The following is a 21,559-nucleotide window of genomic DNA, read 5'->3' on the forward strand; positions in this document are numbered from 1 at the left end:
CAAAATCTTTTACAATAGATTTTTTAAAAGCCTCTGAATACTTACGGGACTTTTGAATTAATTTGATTGTTGACTTCATAGATTTAACCTGTTATGGTCAACCTATATCAGGGACGTACATCAGGATTAAAAATGTTGAATTTTGAATGTAAAAGTGATGTCATCTAGACCGAAGTGGAGAGATCTCTTGTGTGCAGTATTTTTGACCATTAAGATTTCTCCATTCCGCTGTGCTACAGTCGAAATGACCTCAATGTATGTTATCCTATATTTGTGAATGGTAGATTTACGTAAAATATTGATTAGATTTCAATAGAAAAAGGGAAAGCAGTAAAACCGGGCGTTATCATCTCGACCCTGCCTAGCCGGTAGGCAAGCGAAGTAGAAGATCTTTCTTTTGTAAAAAATACTTGATGTATTGGTATTGCTGACTGCTAAAGGATTCCCGCCAACTACTTACTGATACTGCTCGCTTACAATGGGAATAAGATTTCTCCATTCCGCTGCACTTCAGTCGAAATGACTTAATAACACATGTCATTTCGAGCGCAACGAAGTGAAGTCGAGAAATCTCTCGCTAGTTGAGCAATAATTATCATTTCGAGCAGCAAATCCTGGCGTTTAACAGAAAGATTTGCTAATCGAAATCACAAATATTGCTATTTCTTAAGCTCAAAACCCGATAACTGTTTATTGATTATTGCTAATTGACATCCTGCCAATTCGTCCGAAAAACACGCCTCAAAATCGATAATTCTGGCAATCAATCTTTAAAACCTGAAATAAGATACCTTTTCAAGGTTATGGCTTAGGCTTTGCTCATTTTATTTTCGAAAAAAATTGAAGGTATTATGAGTACAAATAATCCGTTATTGCAGGACTTTAAATTTGCTCCGTTTTCTAAAATTAAAACCGAACATTTTAAGCCTGCGATTACCGAAGCCATACAATTAGCAAAATCTGAAATCGAAAATATTGATTCAGCTGAAACTGAACCAACTTTCGAAAATACTATAGAAGAATTAGAATTTTCAGGAGAAAAACTGGATCGTGTGACCAGTATTTTCTTCAACCTTAATTCCGCTGAAACTAATGCTGAAATTCAGAAAATCGCACAGGAAGTTTCTCCTCTTTTATCAGAATTCAGAAATGATATTATTTTAAATGAAGCTCTATTTAAACGCGTAAAAGCGGTTTACGATCAAAAAGATCAATTAGATCTTACGACCGAACAAAAGACGCTTTTGGATAAAAAATACAAGGCTTTTTCTAGAAATGGCGCGAATCTCCCAAAGGAGAAACAGGAAGAATTGCGGGAAATCGACAAACAACTTTCTGCGTTAAGTCTAAATTTTGGTGAAAATGTGTTAGCTGAAACCAACAAATTTGAGCTACAGATCACCAACGAGGAAGATCTTGATGGCTTACCAGAGAGTTTTAAGGAAGAAGCAAAAGGCGTAGCCGAATCCAGAGATAAAGAGGGCTGGATTTTCACGTTAGATTATCCAAGTTACATCCCGTTTATGAAGTATGCGAAAAATCGTGAGCTTCGTAAAAAAATGGCAATCGCTTTTGGCGCAAAAGGATTTCATGGTGATGAATTAGATAATCAGGAAAATGTGCTTAAAATCGCTAAACTTAGGTATCAGCGAGCACAACTTTTAGGTTTCGAGACCCATGCGCATTTTGTGTTGCAGGAACGTATGGCTGAAACTCCGGAAAAAGTGGATGGTTTCTTAAATGAACTTCTTGAAAAGGCAAAACCGGCTGCGGAAAAAGAATTTACAGCGCTTGAAAAATTCGCGAAAGAATTAGATAATATCGACCGACTGGAAAAATGGGATTCGGCTTACTACAGTGAAAAATTGAAGCAAAAATTATTCAATTTGGATGATGAGAAGTTGAAACCTTATTTCAAACTAGAAAATGTGATCGATGGTGTTTTCATAGTGGCAGGCAAGTTATACGGACTTCAGTTTAATGAAACCAACGAGGTAGAAAAATATCATCCAGATGTAAAAACCTACAATGTTACCGACGAAAATGGTAAAGATGTCGCTTTATTTTATGCCGATTTTCATCCAAGACCGGGAAAACGTGGTGGCGCCTGGATGACCGAGTATAAATCTCAGTATGTAAAAAACGAAAAAGAAGAGCGCCCACATGTTTCGATTGTTTGTAATTTCACGAAACCGACAAAATCTGAACCTTCGTTATTAACTTTTAATGAAGTGACCACGCTTTTCCATGAATTTGGGCATGCGCTGCACGGCATGTTAGCAAACACGGTGTATCCAAGTTTATCGGGTCCTAACGTGTATTGGGATTTTGTTGAATTACCAAGTCAGGTTCTCGAAAACTGGTGCTATGAGAAAGAAGCGCTACAATTATTCGCTAAGCATTATAAAACCGGTGAGCCAATCCCGATGGAATTAGTAGAGAAAATCAAAGAATCTTCTAATTTTCAGGAAGGAATGCAAACCCTTCGCCAGCTAAGCTTTGGGATGTTAGATCTAAGCTGGCACGCAATTAACCCTTCTGATGTGGAAGATGTAAAAGCCCACGAAAATAAGGCTTTTGAACCTACAAAATTATATCCAGATGTTCCTGAAAATTGTATGAGCACAGCTTTTTCTCATATTTTCCAGGGAGGATATTCCGCAGGATATTATTCCTATAAATGGGCAGAAGTTTTAGATGCCGATGCTTTTGAATATTTTAGTGAGCAGGGAATTTTCAGTAAAGAAGTAGCTGATAAATTCAAAAACAATATTCTTTCTATGGGAGGAACAGAGCATCCTATGACGCTCTATAAACGCTTCCGCGGAAAAGAACCTCAACCCGATGCTTTACTAAAAAGAGCAGGGTTAATCGAGAAGTAGAATATGAAAAAATCGTCATTCCGGACTTGATACGGAATCTCATCCAGTTAAAAATGTGATGAGACCCTGAATCAAGTTCAGGGTGACGACTTGCTAATATTCAAAAATTTTCATAGCATATAAACCTTATTCAGAGTAAATAAGTTTTCTTATTTTTGGCTGATAATCTCACGACAAAAACAATGTCAACGCATACCATAGATCCAACACAGTGGGTAGACAAATACTCAGATTATCTCTTCAATTATACGATTGTAAGGGTGAATGATCGTGAGATTGCCAACGATCTAATTTCAGAAACGTTTCTTGCCGGTCTTAAATCGATGGAAAATTTTAAAGGGGAAGCCAGCGAAAGGACCTGGCTAATTTCGATCCTTAAAAGAAAGATTATCGATCATTACCGCAAGATCAACTCCAAGAAAGGTCAGGCCGAAGTTCATATTAATTATCGTGATGGGGAGAATGATGGTGACTGGCTGGAAGAGCAGGTTGCCGACCAATTTGACAAAACCGCCGAAGACGATATGGAAAATACCGAACTTGGGATGGCAATTTTAGATTGTTTGGAAAAAATAAATCCTAAACACGCTGAAATTTTTAAGATGAAAACGATAGATGGTGTGGATACAGAAGTTATTTGTAAAGAATTCGACATTACTCCGTCTAATCTTTGGGTAATCATCCACAGAGCCAGAACGGCCTTAGCGGCCTGTCTGGAGCAAAATTGGTTTTAATTATGCAGGAAGAAAAGAAATATATTGATTGTGATAAGGCCGAATGCTGTTGTGATAAAGGCCAGTATAAAGAAGCTGATAACATTGAAAAAAATCAATTATTGGAACACTTGGCCGAATGTCCTCGTTGTAGAGAATACAGCGAAAAAAACACCAGGCTTACTGAGCTTATCGAAAAAGCGAAACTGAAATGCTGTAGTGAAGAAGAAAAAGAATGCTGGCGTAAGGCTATAGAAGAAGAGCTTAAAAAATCACATTCAGAATAACTAATATCAATACCCAGAAAATAGGCGCTGCTTCTACCCAAAACGCAGCATAAAACGGCTTTTGTTTTATTCTTGAAGCCCAAAGCATCCCGATTACTACGATAGAAAATACGCTTAACCCTACTAAACTATGGTGTCCAATATTCGTTCTAAAAAACGACATCCCTACCGCTAACACCATCAGTACACTACCAAAAATCTTTGTTTTTTTTACGCCCAATAACTGCGGAATGGTTTTTAAAGAAGGATCATCAAACCTGAGATCCCGAATTTCGAAAGGCAACATTAACACCACGTGAATTAAGATTCGTTGAAAAATCGCTAAAAATTTATCATGAAACGACACCTCATATTGATGAAGCAGCGGTAATAAAACTGCGGTTCCCGTTGCTGTTATCGCGATTACAAAAACTTTAATCCCGGCAATATTCCTTAAATTTTGATGCCCTCTTAAAACCGGGGTTGCATAAAGCATTGTAAGCATCCCTAAAACAGAAGACGCAAAGAGTGTCTTATAATCCTGCTTTAGCGTAAACCACAACAGTGCAATAAAACAGAAAAAAGAAAACACCTGGATAATTTTAAGATTTTCGGCTAAACTGGAATGATGTAATCTGGCGACACTGGCATATTTCACAAAATTATAACTGGTAATGGTTCCGAAGAAAATAAAACCCAGCAGATTTTGATTGACCTCCATCCCGAATTCCAAAAAAGTTACCAATGTAAAACAAACCACCGCGATCCCAGTGTGAATACTGGAATTTATATAAAGCCGAAAGAGATTTTTAAGCCATTTCACCGGGCTAAAATAGGGATTTAGAAATTAGCTTCGATATTCGTTAAAATAAGGGATAATATTATTAAATATCAACAATTTAAAAGACGTTAAAAAATCTTCAAAACTGTATTGCTAAATCATTAAACATTTACATTGAAATTATGTAATTTCGCGGCATCAAAAACACAACTATTTTATTTTAATGAGAACAGATTCTTTTGCCCTTCGACACATTGGTCCTAAAGAAGAAAATCTTAAAGAGATGCTTCAAACTATCGGTGTAGATAGTCTAGAGCAGCTTATCTACGAAACAATCCCAGACGATATTCGTTTAAAACAGCCACTAAATTTACCAAAAGCACTTAGCGAAAATCAATACGCCGAGCATATTGGGAAATTAGCCGCTAAAAACAAGGTTTTTAAATCGTACATTGGACTGGGGTATCACCAGGGCATTTTACCTGCGGTAATACAGCGTAATATCTTAGAAAACCCGGGATGGTACACCGCTTACACTCCATATCAGGCAGAGATTGCTCAGGGAAGATTAGAAGCTTTATTGAATTTTCAGACGATGGTAAGCGACCTTACCGGGATGGAAATCGCCAACGCTTCTCTTTTAGATGAATCCACCGCAGCAGCCGAAGCTATGGCATTGTTATTTGCCGTTAGGGACCGTAAGCAAAAGAAAGATGATGTAAACAAGTTTTTTGTTTCTGAAGAGGTTTTACCACAAACCATCTCATTAATTAAAACACGTGCAGAATTTTTAGGCATCGAGATTATACTTGGCAACCATGCTGAATTTGATTTTTCGGCTGATTTCTTCGGAGCTTTAATACAGTATCCCGGAAAATACGGACAGATTTTCGATTATGCCGATTTTGTAAATAAATGTAACGAAAACGCTATAAAAGTAGCAGTCGCTGCCGATATTCTAAGTTTAGTAAAACTACAGGCACCTGGAGAATTAGGTGTAGATGTAGTGGTAGGTACAACGCAACGTTTTGGTATTCCGTTAGGGTACGGCGGGCCACACGCTGCCTATTTCGCGACCAAAGAAGCTTACAAGAGAAACCTTCCTGGTCGTATCATTGGAGTAACAAAAGACGCCGATGGCAACAACGCGCTACGAATGGCACTACAAACCAGGGAGCAACATATTAAACGTGATCGTGCAACCTCAAATATTTGTACCGCTCAGGTATTATTGGCTGTAATGGCAGGAATGTATGCCATATATCACGGCCCTAAAGGCTTACAGTATATTGCAGATACCGTTCATTATTCTACCACCAGCTTAGCTTCTGAATTAGAAAAGTTGGGATACGAGCAGGTTAATTCTGCTTATTTTGACACCCTTCAGGTAAAAGCAGATGCTGAAAAAATAAAGGCGGCTGCAGAAGCTAAAGAATATAACTTCTACTATCCAGATGCTGAAACGGTTGTTATCGCTTTAAACGAAACCACAACTACAGAAGATGTTAATACGGTAGCTTCAATTTTTGCTGAAGTAGCTGGTAAAGACACCAAAGCACTTTCAGCATTAAAAGAAATTAACGCTATTCCTGAAGCAGTTTCAAGAAAAAGAGAGTTCTTAACGCACGAAGTTTTTAACGCATATCATTCAGAAACCGAATTGATGCGTTATATCAAAAAATTAGAGCGTAAAGATCTTTCCCTAAATCATTCGATGATTTCTTTAGGTTCTTGTACCATGAAGCTAAATGCGGCTTCAGAGATGTTACCGCTTAGTAATCCGCAATGGGGCAACATTCACCCATTTGCTCCTATAGAACAGGCTGAAGGTTACCAGATCGTCCTTAAGGAACTGGAAAATCAACTAACCGAAATTACCGGTTTTTCGGCCACTTCTTTGCAACCAAATTCTGGTGCGCAGGGAGAATATGCTGGATTAATGGTGATTAGAGCCTATCACGAATCTCGTGGTGAAGGACATCGTAATGTATGTTTAATTCCTTCTTCTGCACACGGTACCAATCCGGCTTCTGCAGTAATGGCAGGAATGAAAGTGATCGTAACTAAAGCTACTGAAAACGGAAATATTGATGTTGATGATTTAAGAGAAAAAGCAATTGAACATAAAGATCATCTTGCGGCCTTAATGGTTACTTACCCATCAACACACGGGGTATTTGAATCTGCTATTCGAGAAATCACTCAGATTATACATGATAATGGCGGCCAGGTGTATATGGACGGTGCAAACATGAATGCTCAGGTTGGGTTAACCAATCCTGGGAATATTGGAGCCGATGTTTGTCACCTAAACCTTCATAAAACTTTTGCGATTCCTCACGGTGGTGGTGGCCCGGGTGTTGGCCCTATTTGTGTTGCAAAACAACTTGTACCATTTTTACCAGGAAACCCGGTAATTAAGACCGGTGGTGAACAGGCTATTGGTGCGATTTCTTCAGCGCCATGGGGATCTTCTTTGGTTTGCTTAATTTCTTATGGCTATATCAAAATGCTGGGAAGTGGCGGATTACAAAAAGCTACCGAATATGCAATCCTGAATGCAAATTATATCAAAGAACGACTTTCAGATCATTATAAAACTTTATATTCTGGAGAGAGAGGACGTGCTGCTCACGAAATGATTTTAGATTGCCGACCTTTTAAAGAAAATGGTATCGAGGTTACCGATATCGCAAAGCGCCTTATCGATTATGGTTTCCACGCGCCAACGGTATCGTTCCCGGTTGCAGGAACCGTGATGATCGAACCAACAGAAAGTGAAAGCAAAGCCGAGTTAGATCGTTTTTGTGACGCGCTAATTTCCATTAGAAAAGAGATTGAAGAATCTAATGCAGATGAGCCAAATAATGTATTAAAAAACGCTCCGCATACCCTCAAAATGCTAACCGCAAGCAATTGGGATTTACCTTATAGCAGAGAAAAAGCGGCTTTCCCGTTAGATTATATTGCCGATAATAAATTTTGGCCTACGGTTAGAAGAGTAGACGAAGCTTTTGGAGATCGAAATTTAATGTGCACCTGCCCTCCGATAGAAGAGTATATGGAAGCATAATCAAAAAATGATATTTTGTTGAAAGGCTATCAGATTTGATAGCCTTTTTTATTTTTCATAAAAAGGCATTAACATTTTTTTAGCAAAATCATATATAATTCTTATCTTCACTTAATAATTAAAACGCAAGATGAATATTAAGATCACAGGAACGGGAAGCTATATCCCAAATGTTATTACGAAAAATGCTGATTTTCATCTGCATGACTTCAAAAATCTGGACGGAACGCAGTTTCCTCATTCCAATGAAGAAACAATTCAGAAGTTTAAAGCTATTACCGGTATCGAAGAACGTCGATATTTAGACGATACTTTAAACGCGTCAGATATTGCATTTCTTGCAGCCCAAAAGGCTATTGAAGCCTCGAATATAGACATCGAAACCTTAGATTATATTATAGTTGCCACCAACTACGGCGATGTAAAAAAAGGAGCTATTCAAAGTGATACCGTACCAAGTATGGCAAGCCGGGTAAAATATCATCTACGTATTAAAAACCCAAAATGTGTTTGTTATGACATCCTTTTTGGCTGTCCCGGCTGGATTGAAGCAATGATACAGGCTCAGGCTTTTATCAAATGCGGAATGGCGAAAAGGTGTTTGGTTATTGGTTCTGAAGCCCTATCCAGGGTTGTCGATAAACACGACCGGGATAGCATGATTTTTTCTGACGGCGCCGGTGCTACCATTATTGAAGCCAAAGAAGATGGCGGTGGCATTTTAGCCCACGAATCTGCTACTTATTCCTATAATGAAGCCAATTATATCTATTTTGGTAAATCGAACTGCCCTAAGGCAGATCCCAACATTCGTTACATTAAAATGAATGGCCGCAAGATCTATGAATTTGCCTTGATTAATGTTCCAAAAGCCATGAAATCTTGTCTTGAAAAAAGTGGTAAGGACATTAAAGCCCTAAAAAAAGTGTTTATTCATCAGGCGAATGAAAAAATGGATCAAGCAATCTTAAAACGTTTCTATAAGCTGTGTGGCGAACAAGTTCCTGACGGCGTGATGCCAATGACCATTCAGGAATTAGGAAATAGCAGCGTTGCTACCGTCCCTACTTTATTAGATCTGGTTATTAATAAACAAATCGATCATCAGGAATTGAAAAAAGGAGACATTATTATGCTTGCCAGCGTTGGTGCCGGCATGAATATTAATGCCATAGTTTACGAATATTAACATGTACGAAAACACCTACCCCAATAAACGATTTCAAAAAACACTCGAATTTTTAAATAAACACATACAGCCTCCCTCCAATATCTTAGATTTAGGAGTGAAAAACCCTTTTTCTGAAATTATGATGAAGGAAGGTTTTCAGGTCACCAATAGCAGCGGAGAGGATCTGGATGAGAAATTCGATATTGTAAAACAAGATTTTGAAGTGGTCACCGCTTTCGAAATTTTTGAACATTTACTAAATCCTTATACGATATTAAAAAATATCAAGGCGGAAAAACTAGTTACCAGCGTTCCATTAAAACTGTGGTTCTCTGAAGCATATCGCAGTAAAACAGATATGCGAGACCGCCATTATCACGAATTTGAAGATTGGCAGTTCGACTGGCTTTTAGAGAAATCGGGATGGCAAATAAAGGATCGCCTAAAATGGACCAATCCTGTTAATAAAGTCGGGATCCGACCAGTTTTAAGACGATTTACCCCCCGTTATTATGCGGTTTATGCTGAACGAAAATAGATGCTTTTCTAATGCGTTTAGAACTTGAACTACATTATCAGAACATTCATACTAACGGACTGAAATTAGTTAAAAACGGAAGCTATTTTATAGATAAAGACATTTTTAACCCTGAAGATTTACGTCGTGGAATTACTTTACTTGCCCGACCTGATAAAAAAGTATCCTTGAAAATCCATAGGCTTCTTCAGGAAATTAAAGACTTTGAACCTCATCAATATTTCTATCCGCAGCAGGACTTTCATATCACCATCATGTCGATTATTTCCTGTTATTCTGGTTTTCACCTGGATAAAATTAATATTGAAGATTATATTTCGGTTATTAAAAAAACCATATCCAAATTCAACAATTTCAACATACATTTTAAAGGAATTTCACTTAACCCAAGTGGTATTTTAGTCAATGGTTATCTAAAAGATGACACTTTAAATCTTCTGCGAAATTCCCTGCGTGAGAATTTTAAACAAACTGATTTAGAACAGAGTTTAGACCAGCGATATGCCATAAAAACAGCTCACAGCAGTATTTTTAGATTTCAGCATCGCTTAAATCAACCTAATAAGTTAATTGAATTTGTAGAAAAGCACCGCGAAACCGATTTTGGAAGCTTTGAGGTAAAAAATGTAGAATTAGTGTTTAACGACTGGTACCTAAAAACCGAGAATACTATTTTTCTGGAAAACTTCAGTTTATAAAATAGATCCTGAAATTATAGAAAATTGTAAGTTTACACTAAACTATAGTTTTGAGAATTTATATCGTCATCCCGGCACATAACGAAGCCGATTTTATTGGCTTAACGCTTCAGTCTTTGGTAAAACAAAGTTTTTTACCTTCAAAAATTGTCGTGGTAAACGACCAAAGTACCGATGACACGCCTAAAATTGTTGAGGGATTTATCGAAAATCACTCTTTTATTCAGCTAAAAAATACAACTTCTTCTGAAGCACACCAACCGGGAAGTAAGGTAATTAACGCTTGTAATGCCGGTTTAGCCGAACTAGACGAAAATTATGATTTGATCTGTAAATTTGATGCCGATCTGATTTTTCCCGAAAACTATCTGGAAAGGATCGTCGAATTATTTAAAAAAGACGCTAAAATCGGAATGGCTGCCGGGCATTGTACCATCGAAAAGAATGGTAAATGGACAATCGAAAATCTTACCGATAAGGATCATATTAGAGGTGCTTTAAAAGCGTATCGAAAAGCATGTTTTAAGGCTATTGGCGGATTAAAACCCGCAATGGGCTGGGATACTGTAGACGAACTTTTAGCCCAGTTTCATGGATGGAAAATACAAACTACCGAAAAATTACACGTAAAACACCTAAAACCAACAGGAGCAAACTACAACACTAAAGCTTCTCGCTACAAACAGGGAAAAGCTTTTTATCGCTTAGGCTACGGCTTTTTGATTACAGCGATTGCCTCGGCTAAACTGGCCACTTTAAAAAATAATCCCGGTCTATTTCCTGCTTATTTAAAAGGCTATTTTCAGGCTAAAAAAGCGAAGGAGCAATTATTGGTTTCCGAAGAAGAAGCTAAATTTATTCGGAGGTTACGCTGGAAAAAAATGAAGGCTAAAATCTTTAATTGAATGTCCGCAATAAATCATAATGAAGTGTTGTCACCCTGAACCTGCCCGTCCGGCAGGCGGGCTTGATTCAGGGTCTCATCACAATAGCTTGTTCTTTACTACTGTATGAGATTCCGGATCAATTCCGATAGCTATCGGAACGGAATGACGAAAAAAACGAATTATTATAAATTATGGATAATCAAATCGTTAAATAACGATATAAAAAAAGCTCCTGAAATTCGATAATTTCAAGAGCTTTTTTATAAGATTTAAGCATCAATTATTCTGCTGAAGCTTTGTCTAACATAATCGCTAAAGGTTTACCACTGGTTCCGTTAGGATATTCTATTCCTAATAACGCCGCCATTGTTGGCGCAATATCTACAATCTCTGAACGCTCGAAGGTTTCTCCATGTGGCACTCCTGCCCCAAAAAACAGTAATGGTGTATGCGTATCGTAGTTAAAAACACTACCGTGCGTAGACCCTCGACCGTAACCACTACCGGGATGCTCTACAATCATAATGTCTCCGCTTCGTTTTTGGTTAAATCCGTTTTGCACCAAATACCCTATTCCGTTAGAGAAATTATTCGACTGAAGTTCTGTACGTGTGTACACTTTATAAACTCCGGGTTGCTGAATTAAAAAATGCTCGATCTTCGTTTCAACATCAGCAGGGTTTAAATCTTCATTAGCCATATAATCATAATCCAGGAAAATTTGATCGTTCGATACGTTTTTTATGAGTCCGTCTCCAAACTGCTCAGTAGCGAAATCGGTAAAATCCTTTTTCAGTTTTCCGTAATCTAAATTTCCAGTTGGGATCTTAACAGAATTTAAATATCCGCCAACGTGGCCACCCGCATGATCTGCCGTTAAGAAAATAGTATAATTACCTTCACCTATATTTTCATCTAAATAGGCTAAGAGATCTGATATATTTTTATCTAATCTTAAATACGTATCCTCTACTTCTTTAGAATTTACACCAAAGTTATGTCCCACTTTATCGGTACTAGAGAAGCTAAGGGCCAAAATATCGGTATCTTCATCTTGCCCCAAGTCTTCAGCTTTGATCGCTGCAAGCGCAAAATCTAAAGTAATATCATCACCGTAAGGCGTTTGCGGAATAATACTGTAGTTTCCGTTCTCTTTGCTCAATTTTTTAAGATCGTAAGGAAAAGTAGCTTTTTCTTTTCCGCGGAAACCACCTTCAAAAGCATTTTCATCTGCACCACTTTCTGTATAGGTTTCGATATCATAAAGCGTATTCCATTCTTTTAAATAAGAATCGGCTTTCCCAGATTTATTGAATTTTTGTACCCATTTTGGCAATTCTTCCATATAATACGTACTGCTAATAAATTTCCCATCGTCACCGCCAGAATACCAATACGCTGCATTTGCCGTATGTCCCGCAGGTAAGATCGCGCCACGGTCTTTAATAGAAATACCAATAGTTTTACCTCTAAACTGCGTATGTAATCTATTTTGATCGGTTAAAGTGGTAGTTTGCATACGATGCGGGGACATTTTCCCTGCATTGGTCTTTGTTCCTACCGATGCTACCTCATCATCCTGAGCGCAATACACCATTTCTCCGGTAAATTTATCAAACCAGTCGTTACCTATAATCCCGTGATTCATTGGGCTGGTACCTGTCCAAACCGAAGTATGCCCCGGGCCGGTGTAGGTTGGCGCATAATTGTAATGGTTATTCTTAAAATTGAATCCGTTTTTAATGATCCTTTTAAAACCACCTTCTTCGTACTTATCCCAAAATTTATTCAGGTAATCGTAGCGCATTTGATCGACTACAATCCCTACCACAAGTTTGGGCTTATTTGCATTATTTTGAGAGGTTTGTGCTTTGGATGAAAAAGCAATTAGCAACATAAATGCCGCTGAAAATATCCGTTTCATATTAATTTGTTTGAAGAATGCTCCAAATGTACTAAACTTGAGACGTTAAAGTTTAATTCTACGTTAAATACTTTCGAGGTAAAATTTAGTATTTTAGCTTTACAAAAATTGTTGAATGACCTATCTCCATTCCATCGGTGAATATTTTTTGATGCTGAAAGGTGTCTTTGGCAGGATGACCAAGCGATCGGTTTTAAGGAATCTTATTTTTAAGGAAATAAATGAACTTATTATCGGATCCTTAGGCATTGTTTGCTTTCTCTCCTTTTTTATTGGGGCTGTTGTAGCGATCCAAACTGCATTAAACCTTAACAATCCGCTTATTCCCAAAAGTCTTGTAGCCTTTGCAGCGAGACAATCGGTAATATTGGAGTTTGCCCCTACTTTTATTTCTATCATTATGGCTGGAAAAGTAGGATCATTTATAACTTCCAGCATTGGTTCGATGCAAGTTACCGAACAAATCGATGCTTTAGAAGTAATGGGGATTAACTCTAAAAACTATCTTATTTTCCCAAAAATTATAGCAATGCTCACTTACCCATTTGTCATTGCGATCTCTATGTTTTTAGGAATCTTAGGCGCGTATGTTGCTGCCGTTTTAGGAGGCTTTGTAAAACCCGATGATTTTGTATCTGGTCTACAGGACGATTTTGTAACTTTTCATCTTATTTATGCGTTTATAAAAACCTTTTTATTTGCTTTTATTCTGGCAACGGTGCCTGCATATCACGGATACTATATGAAAGGTGGAGCTCTAGAAGTAGGACAGGCCAGCACCACGGCTTTTGTGTGGACCAGCGTTGTTTTAATTATCACCAATTATGCAATTACGCAATTATTACTTAGTTAATTATGATAGAGGTAAAAGATTTACATAAGGCATTTAATGGTGAAGAAGTTTTAAAGGGGCTTAATTTTGTTTTTGAACGCGGAAAAACAAATCTTATTATTGGCCAATCTGGATCTGGAAAGAGTGTTTTCCTAAAGAATATGCTGGGGATTTTTACTCCGGAAAAAGGAACTATTGAATACGACGGAAAGCCTTATAGTGAGTTTACCGATGAAGAGCGACGTGAACTTAGAAAAGAAATAGGAATGGTGTTTCAGGGCGGCGCGTTGTTTGATTCGATGACAGTGAAAGAAAATGTGATGTTTCCGTTAAAGATGTTCACCAAAATGAAAAAAACGGAAATGGAAGAACGCGTAAACACTGTTTTGGAACGTGTTAATCTTATTGGTGCTGACGATAAAATGCCTTCAGAAATTAGTGGTGGGATGCAAAAACGGGTTTCTATTGCACGCGCTATTGTAAACCGACCAAAATATCTTTTTTGTGACGAGCCTAACTCTGGTTTAGATCCTACAACCGCTACAGTCATCGATAATTTGATACAGAAAATTACTCATGAGTTTGATATCACTACGATTATCATTACCCACGATATGAACTCGGTGTTAGAAATTGGCGAGAAAATAGCTTTTCTTAAAGATGGCCTTTTAGCCTGGACGGGCACCAAAGACGAGATCTTTAAAACAGAAGATAAAACGGTGACCGATTTTGTGTATTCTTCAAACCTTTTTAAAAAAGTAAGGGATGCACAATTAAAAGGTTATTAATTAAGCGACTTTACTGTTAGCGTATCTAATTCTAGCCTTACATTCAACCATTTTTCAAACCTTTTACGGGCTGCTTCTTTTTCTTTTGAAGAGATATTATTTTTCCAGGAAATCGTAAAAGTAGGAATGGTATCAATGTTCTTAAAATCGGTCACAATCTGATTGGAATAACCTAGATTCTGAATCTCTTCGTAATTGGCCTGAGCTTCTTTACTTAAGCTATTAAAATCGAAAAGCGAACTTCTATAACTATTAATACGATCCTCTAAAAGTTTAATTTTTGAATCTTTATTTTCCAGAACTTCCTGGTTTTTTAGATAAAGATCTTCTAAAATACCGCTTCTTACCTGTGTGGAAAGCTCATCTAAATTCCCTCCCTCTTCAGCACTTTGATGCACAATTAATTTCGATTCTTTTAGGGCTTCAATTTCGGTAAGTCTTGCGCGCCATGTGTCGACTATTGTTTCAGGCACGCGCTTCCCGATTAAATAAATATCGATGGTTTTATCATCAAAATCGGATTCTTGCTTTAAAACCTCGGTTCCTAAATACCGCACATCGTTAGATACAAAATCTTTAGCTTTGGTTTCAAATAGGGTTTTATTCAACAGATTAATAAAAAGGATAATACTGGGAATCATTACAATCACCGCCAAGGCCGATGCCACCTGAGCCGTTCTTCTTCTACTTTTACTATTGGCATAACGCACCAAAGGGAAACCTAATAATTTGGTCACAGCAAATGTAGAAAGGGCAATAAATACCGCATTAATCGAGAACAAATAAAAGGCTCCACCGGCATTTTGCCATTGTGAATTTGCCAACCCAAAACCAACCGTACAAAGTGGGGGCATTAAGGCGGTAGCAATAGCCACTCCCATTATTACGCTGGCAATCGTTCCCTTCTTGGATTTCCCAACAATCAATGCCAGACCACCAAAAATAGCCACCAAAACATCCAATATCGTTGGGTACGTACGCGCTTCTAACTCGGGCGTAATTTCTGTAACCGGAGAAATTTTAAAGTATACGAATGCCGTAAGCACACTTAAAACAACCATTATCCCAAGGTTTTTAAGTGACTTTCTAAGGGTATCTACATCGTTTATCGCAACAGACATTCCTATACCTACAATTGGCCCCATTAAAGGAGAAATTAACATCGCTCCAATAACTACCGCGGTACTACTTACATTTAAGCCAATAGAAGCGACAAAAATCGAGAAAATAAGAATCCAGGCATTGTGTCCTTTAAAAGAGATATCCTTTCTTACGGCCTCTAAGGTCGACTCCCTGTCACTATCGGTTCTTATATCCAAAAGATCATTAATAAAAACTTTTGTGCTCTGAAAAAAACCTTTAGCCTGTACGTGGTATTCTTCTTTATTTTCTAAATTCTCGTTCTCTTTTTCCATAACTTCAGAAATATACTAAGCTCTAAGAAGTTCTACTTCCGCATTAGGTTGAAATAAATAAATCTTTCCTGTGCTTACTTCTAAACACTCGTATCGCTTAATTCTTTTTGGTCCCTTTTTAAAGATCTTACCGTTATAAATTCGGAATAATGCTCCCGACGGAACTTCAAAAATATAGTTTTTATCGTTTGGCTGGTCAAAACTTTTTAAGGCAATAGATAATCTTGCATCGGTATCACTACTTGCGGTAGGATTTCTAAAATGACTGGCTATAATGGGTAATAATTTAGAAGGAAAAATTTCGGGACGAATAAAGGGTAACATTAAATTCCTGAAAGTTAGTTTCCATTCCTGTCCATGCGGTTTTATCCTTCTGCCATATTTTTCGAATGCCAGCAAATGTGCAATTTCATGCACTAAAGTAATGAGAAACCGATATTCATTCAGGTTTGCATTAACCGTGATTTGTTGGGTACCATCTGGCATTCGTCGATAATCACCATGTCTTGTTCGTCGCTCATTCACAACTTTTAAATGCACATTATTATCTTTAATGAGCATAAAAGCAGCCTCTACGGCATGGCTTGGTAAATATCTTGATAAAACCTGATTCATTTTAAAATCTTACGGCGTACTATTGGAAACCTGCAATAGTTTCCCATTATAAAATTTGCTTCCTGTAATACTGAAATTCTTAATATATGAGGCCATTTCTGCTGCTGAAAGTGGTGCTTCCAAGCCCGGAAATGCCGCGGCTAACATTTCGGTTTGTACAGCTCCTAAGGCCAAAACATTAAAAACGGGACCTTTTTCTTTGTATTCTTCAGCCAGTAATTCGGTTAAGGTAATAATTGCTGCTTTACTGGAAGAATATGCCGATAAACCGGCAAATTTCATACTTCCCTGAACACCGCCCATACTGCTGATACTTACAATATGAGATTGGGCAGTCATAAACGGAAGCAATTGCTGAGTTAAACCGATTAATCCGAAGACATTCACCTCATAAATTTGCCTAAACTCGTCTAATTTGGTTTCCTGAAAGGGTTTATTTAAGAATGCCCCTGCATTATGGATAAGAATATCTACTTTACCGCTCCACTCATTTTGTACAAAATCGGAAGCTTTTTTTAGATCAGACGCATTCCCTAAATCAAAAGAAAAGGTGTTAATATTATCCAATTTCAGCTCAGATAATGGCCCATCATTTCTTGAAAGTGCCAGTACATTATAATGCTCTTCAGCAAAAAGTTTTACCAGTTCAAATCCAATTCCCCGACTTGTTCCGGTGATAACAACATTCTTCATTCTAATTCATTTTTATTTCTTTCTCTGGTGTATTTAATATTTGATGAATGCCTGGAATAATTGCTTCCACAACATTGGCCATGTGTTCTGGATCCATTTCAGCAACTTCATCTTTTACATGATGATAATACGGATAGTTGGTAAAATCGAAGGTACAAATGGTTTGCGCAGGTACCTTAAATTCAGCATAAAACGGATAGTTATCACTTCTTTTAAATAAATTCATTTTCTTGGCACCTTCAAAAAATCCCAAAGTTTTCTTTCCCGTATACTGATTAAATTTTTCTGCAAGATTTGATTCCTCAAACCCTGTTACATAGGCTAGATAATCTTTATCTTTCATGGGCACTCCAATCATTTCCAGGTTAATCATGGTATAAAGATCCAGACCATCTTCTTTTAGTTTTTTGGCACTATGAAAAGATCCTTTTAAGCCCATTTCTTCCCCACTAAAAAGAATAAACAACATACTGCGCTTATTATCTTTAAGATTGGCAAAATACTTAGCCAATTCTACCACGGCGGTGGTACCCGCCGCATTATCGTTAGCACCGTTTGCGATGGTATCTCCATCCACTTCTTTACCTATACCAATATGATCGTAATGTGCCCCTATTACCAAAAACTCATCTTTAAGTTGAGGATCGCTACCTTCTATATATCCAACGATATTAAAGGCATCTACATCACCAATTTTAAAATGATCCCGATACGTATCGTAGTAAGGTTTTACTCCGTTCTCTTCAAAAATATTAGTGATAAAATTAGCTGCTTTATCAATCCCTTCTGTACCGGTTTTACGCCCCATTAGATCATCTGAAGCTAAATACTCCAAATTAGTTTTCATTTCTTCAGCAGAAACATCAATGGTTGCATTTTTCTGTGCATTACAGGAAAGCATTCCGACTAAACCTAATGCCAGAATTCCTAAGTTTTTAAGTGGTTTTCTCATAATCGCTAAAATAAAAAAATCCCGCGATTAAACGCGGGATTCCATAATATTCTAAAATTACCAGCTTGATTAAGCAAGCATTGTAACAGGGTTCTCGATATATGTTTTAAGATCCTGTAAGAAAGCAGCACCAGTGGCACCATCTACAGTTCTATGATCACAAGCTAAAGTAAGCTTCATGGTATGACCAACAACAATCTCTCCGTTTTTCACTACAGGCTTCTCTACAATGGTTCCTACAGAAAGAATTGCCGAGTTAGGCTGATTGATAATACTCGTAAATTCAGTAATACCAAACATTCCCAGGTTAGAAACGGTAAACGTACTTCCTTCCATTTCTTTTGGCTGAAGTTTTTTGTTTCGCGCTTTACCAGCAAGATCTTTTACATTTCCGCCAATTTGCGTCATCGACATTTGATCTGCAAATTTAAGCACAGGAACCACGAGACCATCTTCTACGGCTACAGCAACCCCCATGTGGATATGTTTTGCAATTTTCATAGCATCACCTGTCCATTGGCTGTTTACCTGTGGGTGCTTACGAAGTGCCATTGCACTTGCTTTAATCACCATATCGTTAAAAGAAACTTTTACATCTGGCATCGCGTTAATTTGCTTTCTGGAGGCCATTGCATTTTCCATATCTACCTCTATGGTAAGATAGTAATGAGGAGCACTAAATTTAGATTCTCCAAGACGTTTTGCAATCGTCTTTCTCATTTGAGAATTCTTAATTTCCTCGAAACTTTCTTCACCAGCAGGCACATAAGGAGCAGCTACAGAAGTTTCTGCTTCTTTCTTAGTTTCTTTTGGAGCCGGAGCTTCAGAAGGTTTGTAAGATTCGATATCTTTTTTAACGATTCTTCCATTCTCTCCAGAACCTTCTACTTTAGAAAGGTCGATTCCTTTATCCTCAGCCATTTTCTTGGCTAAAGGAGAGGCAAAAATCCTGCTATCTGATGAAGCGTCTGATGTACTTGAAGAAGAAGTTTCTTTCTCTTCTTCCTTTGCTTCAGACTTTTCTGCTTTTTTAGGAGCTGCCTTTTTACCCGCAGAATCACCAGTTATATTAGAAACATCGGTTCCTTCAGGGCCGATAATTGCCAATAAACTATCTACCGGAGCAGTTTCTCCTTCAGGAATACCTATTTTAAGCAGTGTACCTTCATAGAAAGATTCAAATTCCATCGTCGCCTTATCGGTTTCGATTTCAGCAAGAATATCTCCTTCAGCAACTTTATCTCCTTCTTTTTTCAACCAGGAAGCAACGGTTCCTTCTTCCATCGTATCACTAAGGCGAGGCATTTTAACAATCTCTACACCTTCTGGGATTTCTCCTCCTTCAGATGCGCTATCTTCTTCTTCAGCTTCTTCCTCTGCCGATTCTTCTTTTGAATCTTCAGCAGAACCACCTTCACCATTTAATAATCCAGAGATGTCTTCACCTTCTTTACCAATGATTGCCAAAAGCGTATCAACCGGTGCCGTTTCTCCTTCTTCAATTCCTATGTGTAAGAGTGTACCTTCGTAGAAAGATTCAAATTCCATCGTCGCCTTATCGGTTTCGATTTCAGCAAGAATATCACCTTCAGATACTTTATCTCCTTTTTGTTTTAACCATTTTGCCACCACACCTTCTTCCATGGTGTCGCTTAATCGCGGCATATTAATTACCTCTGCCATAATTCTTATAGTTTATGTGGTAAGAATGGATAATCTTCCTGTTCGTAAACCACATCGTACATTACGTTCTTTTCTGGGAAAGCTGATTCTTCTGCGAATTGTTCGCACTCCTTCACTTTATCCTTAACGCGCTTGTCGATTTTCTTAATATCATCTTCGGTTGCGTATTTCTTTTCAATAAGAATATCTCTAACCTTAGTGATAGGGTCTATCTTTTGATATTCTGCAACCTCTTCTTTCGTTCTGTAATGCTGTGCATCACTCATAGAGTGACCTCTATAACGATATGTTTTTAATTCTAAGAAAGTAGGACCTTCACCTTTTCTGGCCCTTGTAATTGCTTCATCTAAAGCTTCAGCAACTTTCTCTGGATCCATAGCGTCTACCGGCGCACATGGCATCTCATATCCATTTCCTAATTTCCAGATATCGGTACTTTTAGCCGTTCTGGCTACAGAAGTTCCCATTGCGTATCCATTATTTTCAACACAGAAAACTACCGGAAGATTCCAATTTACCGCCATCGTTAGGGTTTCATGCAATGACCCCTGACGAGTAGCCCCATCCCCCATAAAAGTTAGGGTAACAGCATCTCTTTTAAAATATTTATCTGCGAAAGCAAGCCCGGCACCTAAAGGAATTTGTCCCCCTACGATACCATGACCACCATAAAAACGATGTTCTTTAGAGAAAATGTGCATAGATCCTCCAAGACCTTGCGAAGTACCAGTACCTTTACCGTAAAGCTCTGCCATTACGCGCTTAGGATCTACTCCTAATCCTAATGGCTGAACATGGTTACGATAAGCCGTAATCATACGATCTTTTTCGGTATCCATCGCATGTAAAGCACCTGCCAGGATAGCCTCTTGCCCATTATACAAATGTAAAAAACCTCTTACTTTTTGCTGAATATAAACCTGCGCAAGTTTATCTTCGAACTTACGCCAAAACAGCATATCCTCATACCACTTTAAATACGTGGCTTTTGTTATTTTCTTCATTTAATTTTTAAATTTTTATGGCTTTACAGATAGATTTCGCCAAGCGAATAACAAAAATACTATTTATAATAAGAATGGAAAACAGTTTTACCGCAAAAATCTTCTAAACTAAAGATTAAATTTATCAAATATAAACGGCAATAACTCCTTTATCGATTTCGCTCTGTACACCTTTCCTTTTTCACCCATAAAATAAATAGTAATCCCTTTTTCCTGGTTCACTTCGTATTCACAAATAGCCTGACGACATGCTCCACATGGCGGAATTGGTGAAGTAATTTCCTTATTTAAGGATTTTGCGGATATAGCCATCGCTTTTATTGGCATTTGCGGATATTTTGCACCAGCGTAATAGATAGCTGTTCGTTCTGCACATAATCCTGAAGGGTAAGAGGCATTTTCCTGATTACTCCCAATCACCACCTCGTTATTATCCATCAAAAGAGCGGCACCCACTTTAAAAGAAGAGTATGGTGCATAAGCATGATCTCGGGCCTCGATAGCCTGCTTCATTAAATGCTGAACTTCCTGCGGCAATTTTGATTGATCTTCAAAAACATCTAGTTCGGCTGAAAACTTTATTTTTTCCATAATATTAATTTCGGGAGAACAAAATAAACAAAAAAAGCACCAATATCATCATA

At 37.8% G+C, this 21,559-nt stretch carries 19 protein-coding genes; 10 read left to right on the forward strand and 9 right to left on the reverse strand.

The features are described from left to right. Positions 1-851: 851 nt before the first annotated feature. The 3 genes from L1967_RS19905 to L1967_RS19915 all read left to right on the forward strand — a co-directional run bounded on the left by L1967_RS19905 (position 852) and on the right by L1967_RS19915 (position 3,882). Entirely contained in the window at positions 852-2,882 is a 2,031-nt protein-coding gene (locus L1967_RS19905) for a M3 family metallopeptidase (RefSeq protein ID WP_249603259.1), read from the forward strand. Between the two features lie 182 nt (positions 2,883-3,064). Next, a complete protein-coding gene (locus L1967_RS19910; RefSeq protein ID WP_249603260.1) occupies positions 3,065-3,616 on the forward strand; it encodes a sigma-70 family RNA polymerase sigma factor in 552 nt (183 codons plus the stop codon). A 2-nt stretch (positions 3,617-3,618) separates the two neighbouring features. Continuing rightward, a complete protein-coding gene (locus L1967_RS19915; protein WP_249603261.1) occupies positions 3,619-3,882 on the forward strand; it encodes a zf-HC2 domain-containing protein in 264 nt (87 codons plus the stop codon). Here the strand turns inward: L1967_RS19915 and L1967_RS19920 are convergent. Continuing rightward, positions 3,860-4,684, reverse strand: a complete 825-nt coding sequence (locus L1967_RS19920) for a UbiA prenyltransferase family protein (protein WP_249603262.1) — start codon at positions 4,682-4,684, stop codon at positions 3,860-3,862. The genes L1967_RS19915 and L1967_RS19920 overlap by 23 nt on opposite strands. 181 nt (positions 4,685-4,865) lie before the next feature. On the opposite strand from L1967_RS19920, the gene gcvP reads away from it, so the two are divergent. The 5 genes from gcvP (at position 4,866) to L1967_RS19945 (ending at position 11,027) form a co-directional block, all read left to right on the forward strand. Further along, positions 4,866-7,715, forward strand: coding sequence for an aminomethyl-transferring glycine dehydrogenase (gene gcvP / locus L1967_RS19925; RefSeq protein WP_249603263.1), 2,850 nt, complete (start codon positions 4,866-4,868; stop codon positions 7,713-7,715). 130 nt (positions 7,716-7,845) lie between these two features. After that, positions 7,846-8,904: a 3-oxoacyl-ACP synthase III family protein gene (locus L1967_RS19930; RefSeq protein ID WP_249603264.1), complete on the forward strand. Its 1,059-nt coding sequence runs from the start codon at positions 7,846-7,848 to the stop codon at positions 8,902-8,904. Position 8,905: 1 nt separating this feature from the next. Beyond that, on the forward strand, positions 8,906-9,424 hold the full coding sequence (locus tag L1967_RS19935) for a class I SAM-dependent methyltransferase (RefSeq protein WP_249603265.1): 519 nt from the start codon (positions 8,906-8,908) through the stop codon (positions 9,422-9,424). 11 nt (positions 9,425-9,435) lie between these two features. After that, the gene (locus L1967_RS19940; RefSeq protein ID WP_249603266.1) at positions 9,436-10,122 is read left to right on the forward strand and encodes a 2'-5' RNA ligase family protein; all 687 of its coding nucleotides are present in this window, start codon (positions 9,436-9,438) and stop codon (positions 10,120-10,122) included. Between the two features lie 50 nt (positions 10,123-10,172). Then, entirely contained in the window at positions 10,173-11,027 is an 855-nt protein-coding gene (locus tag L1967_RS19945) for a glycosyltransferase family 2 protein (protein ID WP_249603267.1), read from the forward strand. Between the two features lie 262 nt (positions 11,028-11,289). On the opposite strand, the gene pafA is transcribed toward L1967_RS19945, so the two are convergent. Further along, positions 11,290-12,933 (reverse strand): alkaline phosphatase PafA, encoded by a 1,644-nt coding sequence (pafA, locus tag L1967_RS19950; protein ID WP_249603268.1) that lies wholly within the window; start codon positions 12,931-12,933, stop codon positions 11,290-11,292. A 115-nt stretch (positions 12,934-13,048) separates the two neighbouring features. Between pafA and L1967_RS19955 the strand changes: the two genes are divergently transcribed. Both L1967_RS19955 and L1967_RS19960 read left to right on the forward strand, forming a co-directional pair. Then, entirely contained in the window at positions 13,049-13,786 is a 738-nt protein-coding gene (locus tag L1967_RS19955) for an MlaE family ABC transporter permease (RefSeq protein ID WP_249603269.1), read from the forward strand. A gap of 2 nt (positions 13,787-13,788) precedes the next feature. Next, positions 13,789-14,553 (forward strand): ABC transporter ATP-binding protein, encoded by a 765-nt coding sequence (locus tag L1967_RS19960; protein ID WP_249603270.1) that lies wholly within the window; start codon positions 13,789-13,791, stop codon positions 14,551-14,553. On the opposite strand, the gene L1967_RS19965 is transcribed toward L1967_RS19960, so the two are convergent. The 7 genes from L1967_RS19965 to cdd all read right to left on the reverse strand — a co-directional run bounded on the left by L1967_RS19965 (position 14,550) and on the right by cdd (position 21,506). Beyond that, positions 14,550-15,968 (reverse strand): DUF389 domain-containing protein, encoded by a 1,419-nt coding sequence (locus tag L1967_RS19965; RefSeq protein WP_249603271.1) that lies wholly within the window; start codon positions 15,966-15,968, stop codon positions 14,550-14,552. The two genes, L1967_RS19960 and L1967_RS19965, sit on opposite strands and share 4 nt — an antisense overlap. Positions 15,969-15,983: 15 nt before the next feature. Beyond that, the gene (locus tag L1967_RS19970; RefSeq protein ID WP_249603272.1) at positions 15,984-16,583 is read right to left on the reverse strand and encodes a SprT-like domain-containing protein; all 600 of its coding nucleotides are present in this window, start codon (positions 16,581-16,583) and stop codon (positions 15,984-15,986) included. Positions 16,584-16,592: 9 nt separating this feature from the next. Beyond that, the gene (locus tag L1967_RS19975) at positions 16,593-17,276 is read right to left on the reverse strand and encodes an SDR family NAD(P)-dependent oxidoreductase (RefSeq protein WP_249603273.1); all 684 of its coding nucleotides are present in this window, start codon (positions 17,274-17,276) and stop codon (positions 16,593-16,595) included. Between the two features lies 1 nt (position 17,277). Further along, the gene (locus tag L1967_RS19980) at positions 17,278-18,228 is read right to left on the reverse strand and encodes a M28 family peptidase (protein WP_249603274.1); all 951 of its coding nucleotides are present in this window, start codon (positions 18,226-18,228) and stop codon (positions 17,278-17,280) included. A 69-nt stretch (positions 18,229-18,297) separates the two neighbouring features. Then, on the reverse strand, positions 18,298-19,911 hold the full coding sequence (locus L1967_RS19985) for a pyruvate dehydrogenase complex dihydrolipoamide acetyltransferase (protein WP_249603275.1): 1,614 nt from the start codon (positions 19,909-19,911) through the stop codon (positions 18,298-18,300). A gap of 5 nt (positions 19,912-19,916) precedes the next feature. Next, the gene (gene pdhA, locus L1967_RS19990) at positions 19,917-20,915 is read right to left on the reverse strand and encodes a pyruvate dehydrogenase (acetyl-transferring) E1 component subunit alpha (RefSeq protein ID WP_249603276.1); all 999 of its coding nucleotides are present in this window, start codon (positions 20,913-20,915) and stop codon (positions 19,917-19,919) included. Positions 20,916-21,023: 108 nt separating this feature from the next. Then, a complete protein-coding gene (gene cdd / locus L1967_RS19995; RefSeq protein WP_249603277.1) occupies positions 21,024-21,506 on the reverse strand; it encodes a cytidine deaminase in 483 nt (160 codons plus the stop codon). Positions 21,507-21,559: the final 53 nt, after the last annotated feature.

This window comes from Zunongwangia pacifica (genome assembly GCF_023499215.1).
In the GTDB taxonomy this organism is placed as follows: domain Bacteria; phylum Bacteroidota; class Bacteroidia; order Flavobacteriales; family Flavobacteriaceae; genus Zunongwangia; species Zunongwangia pacifica.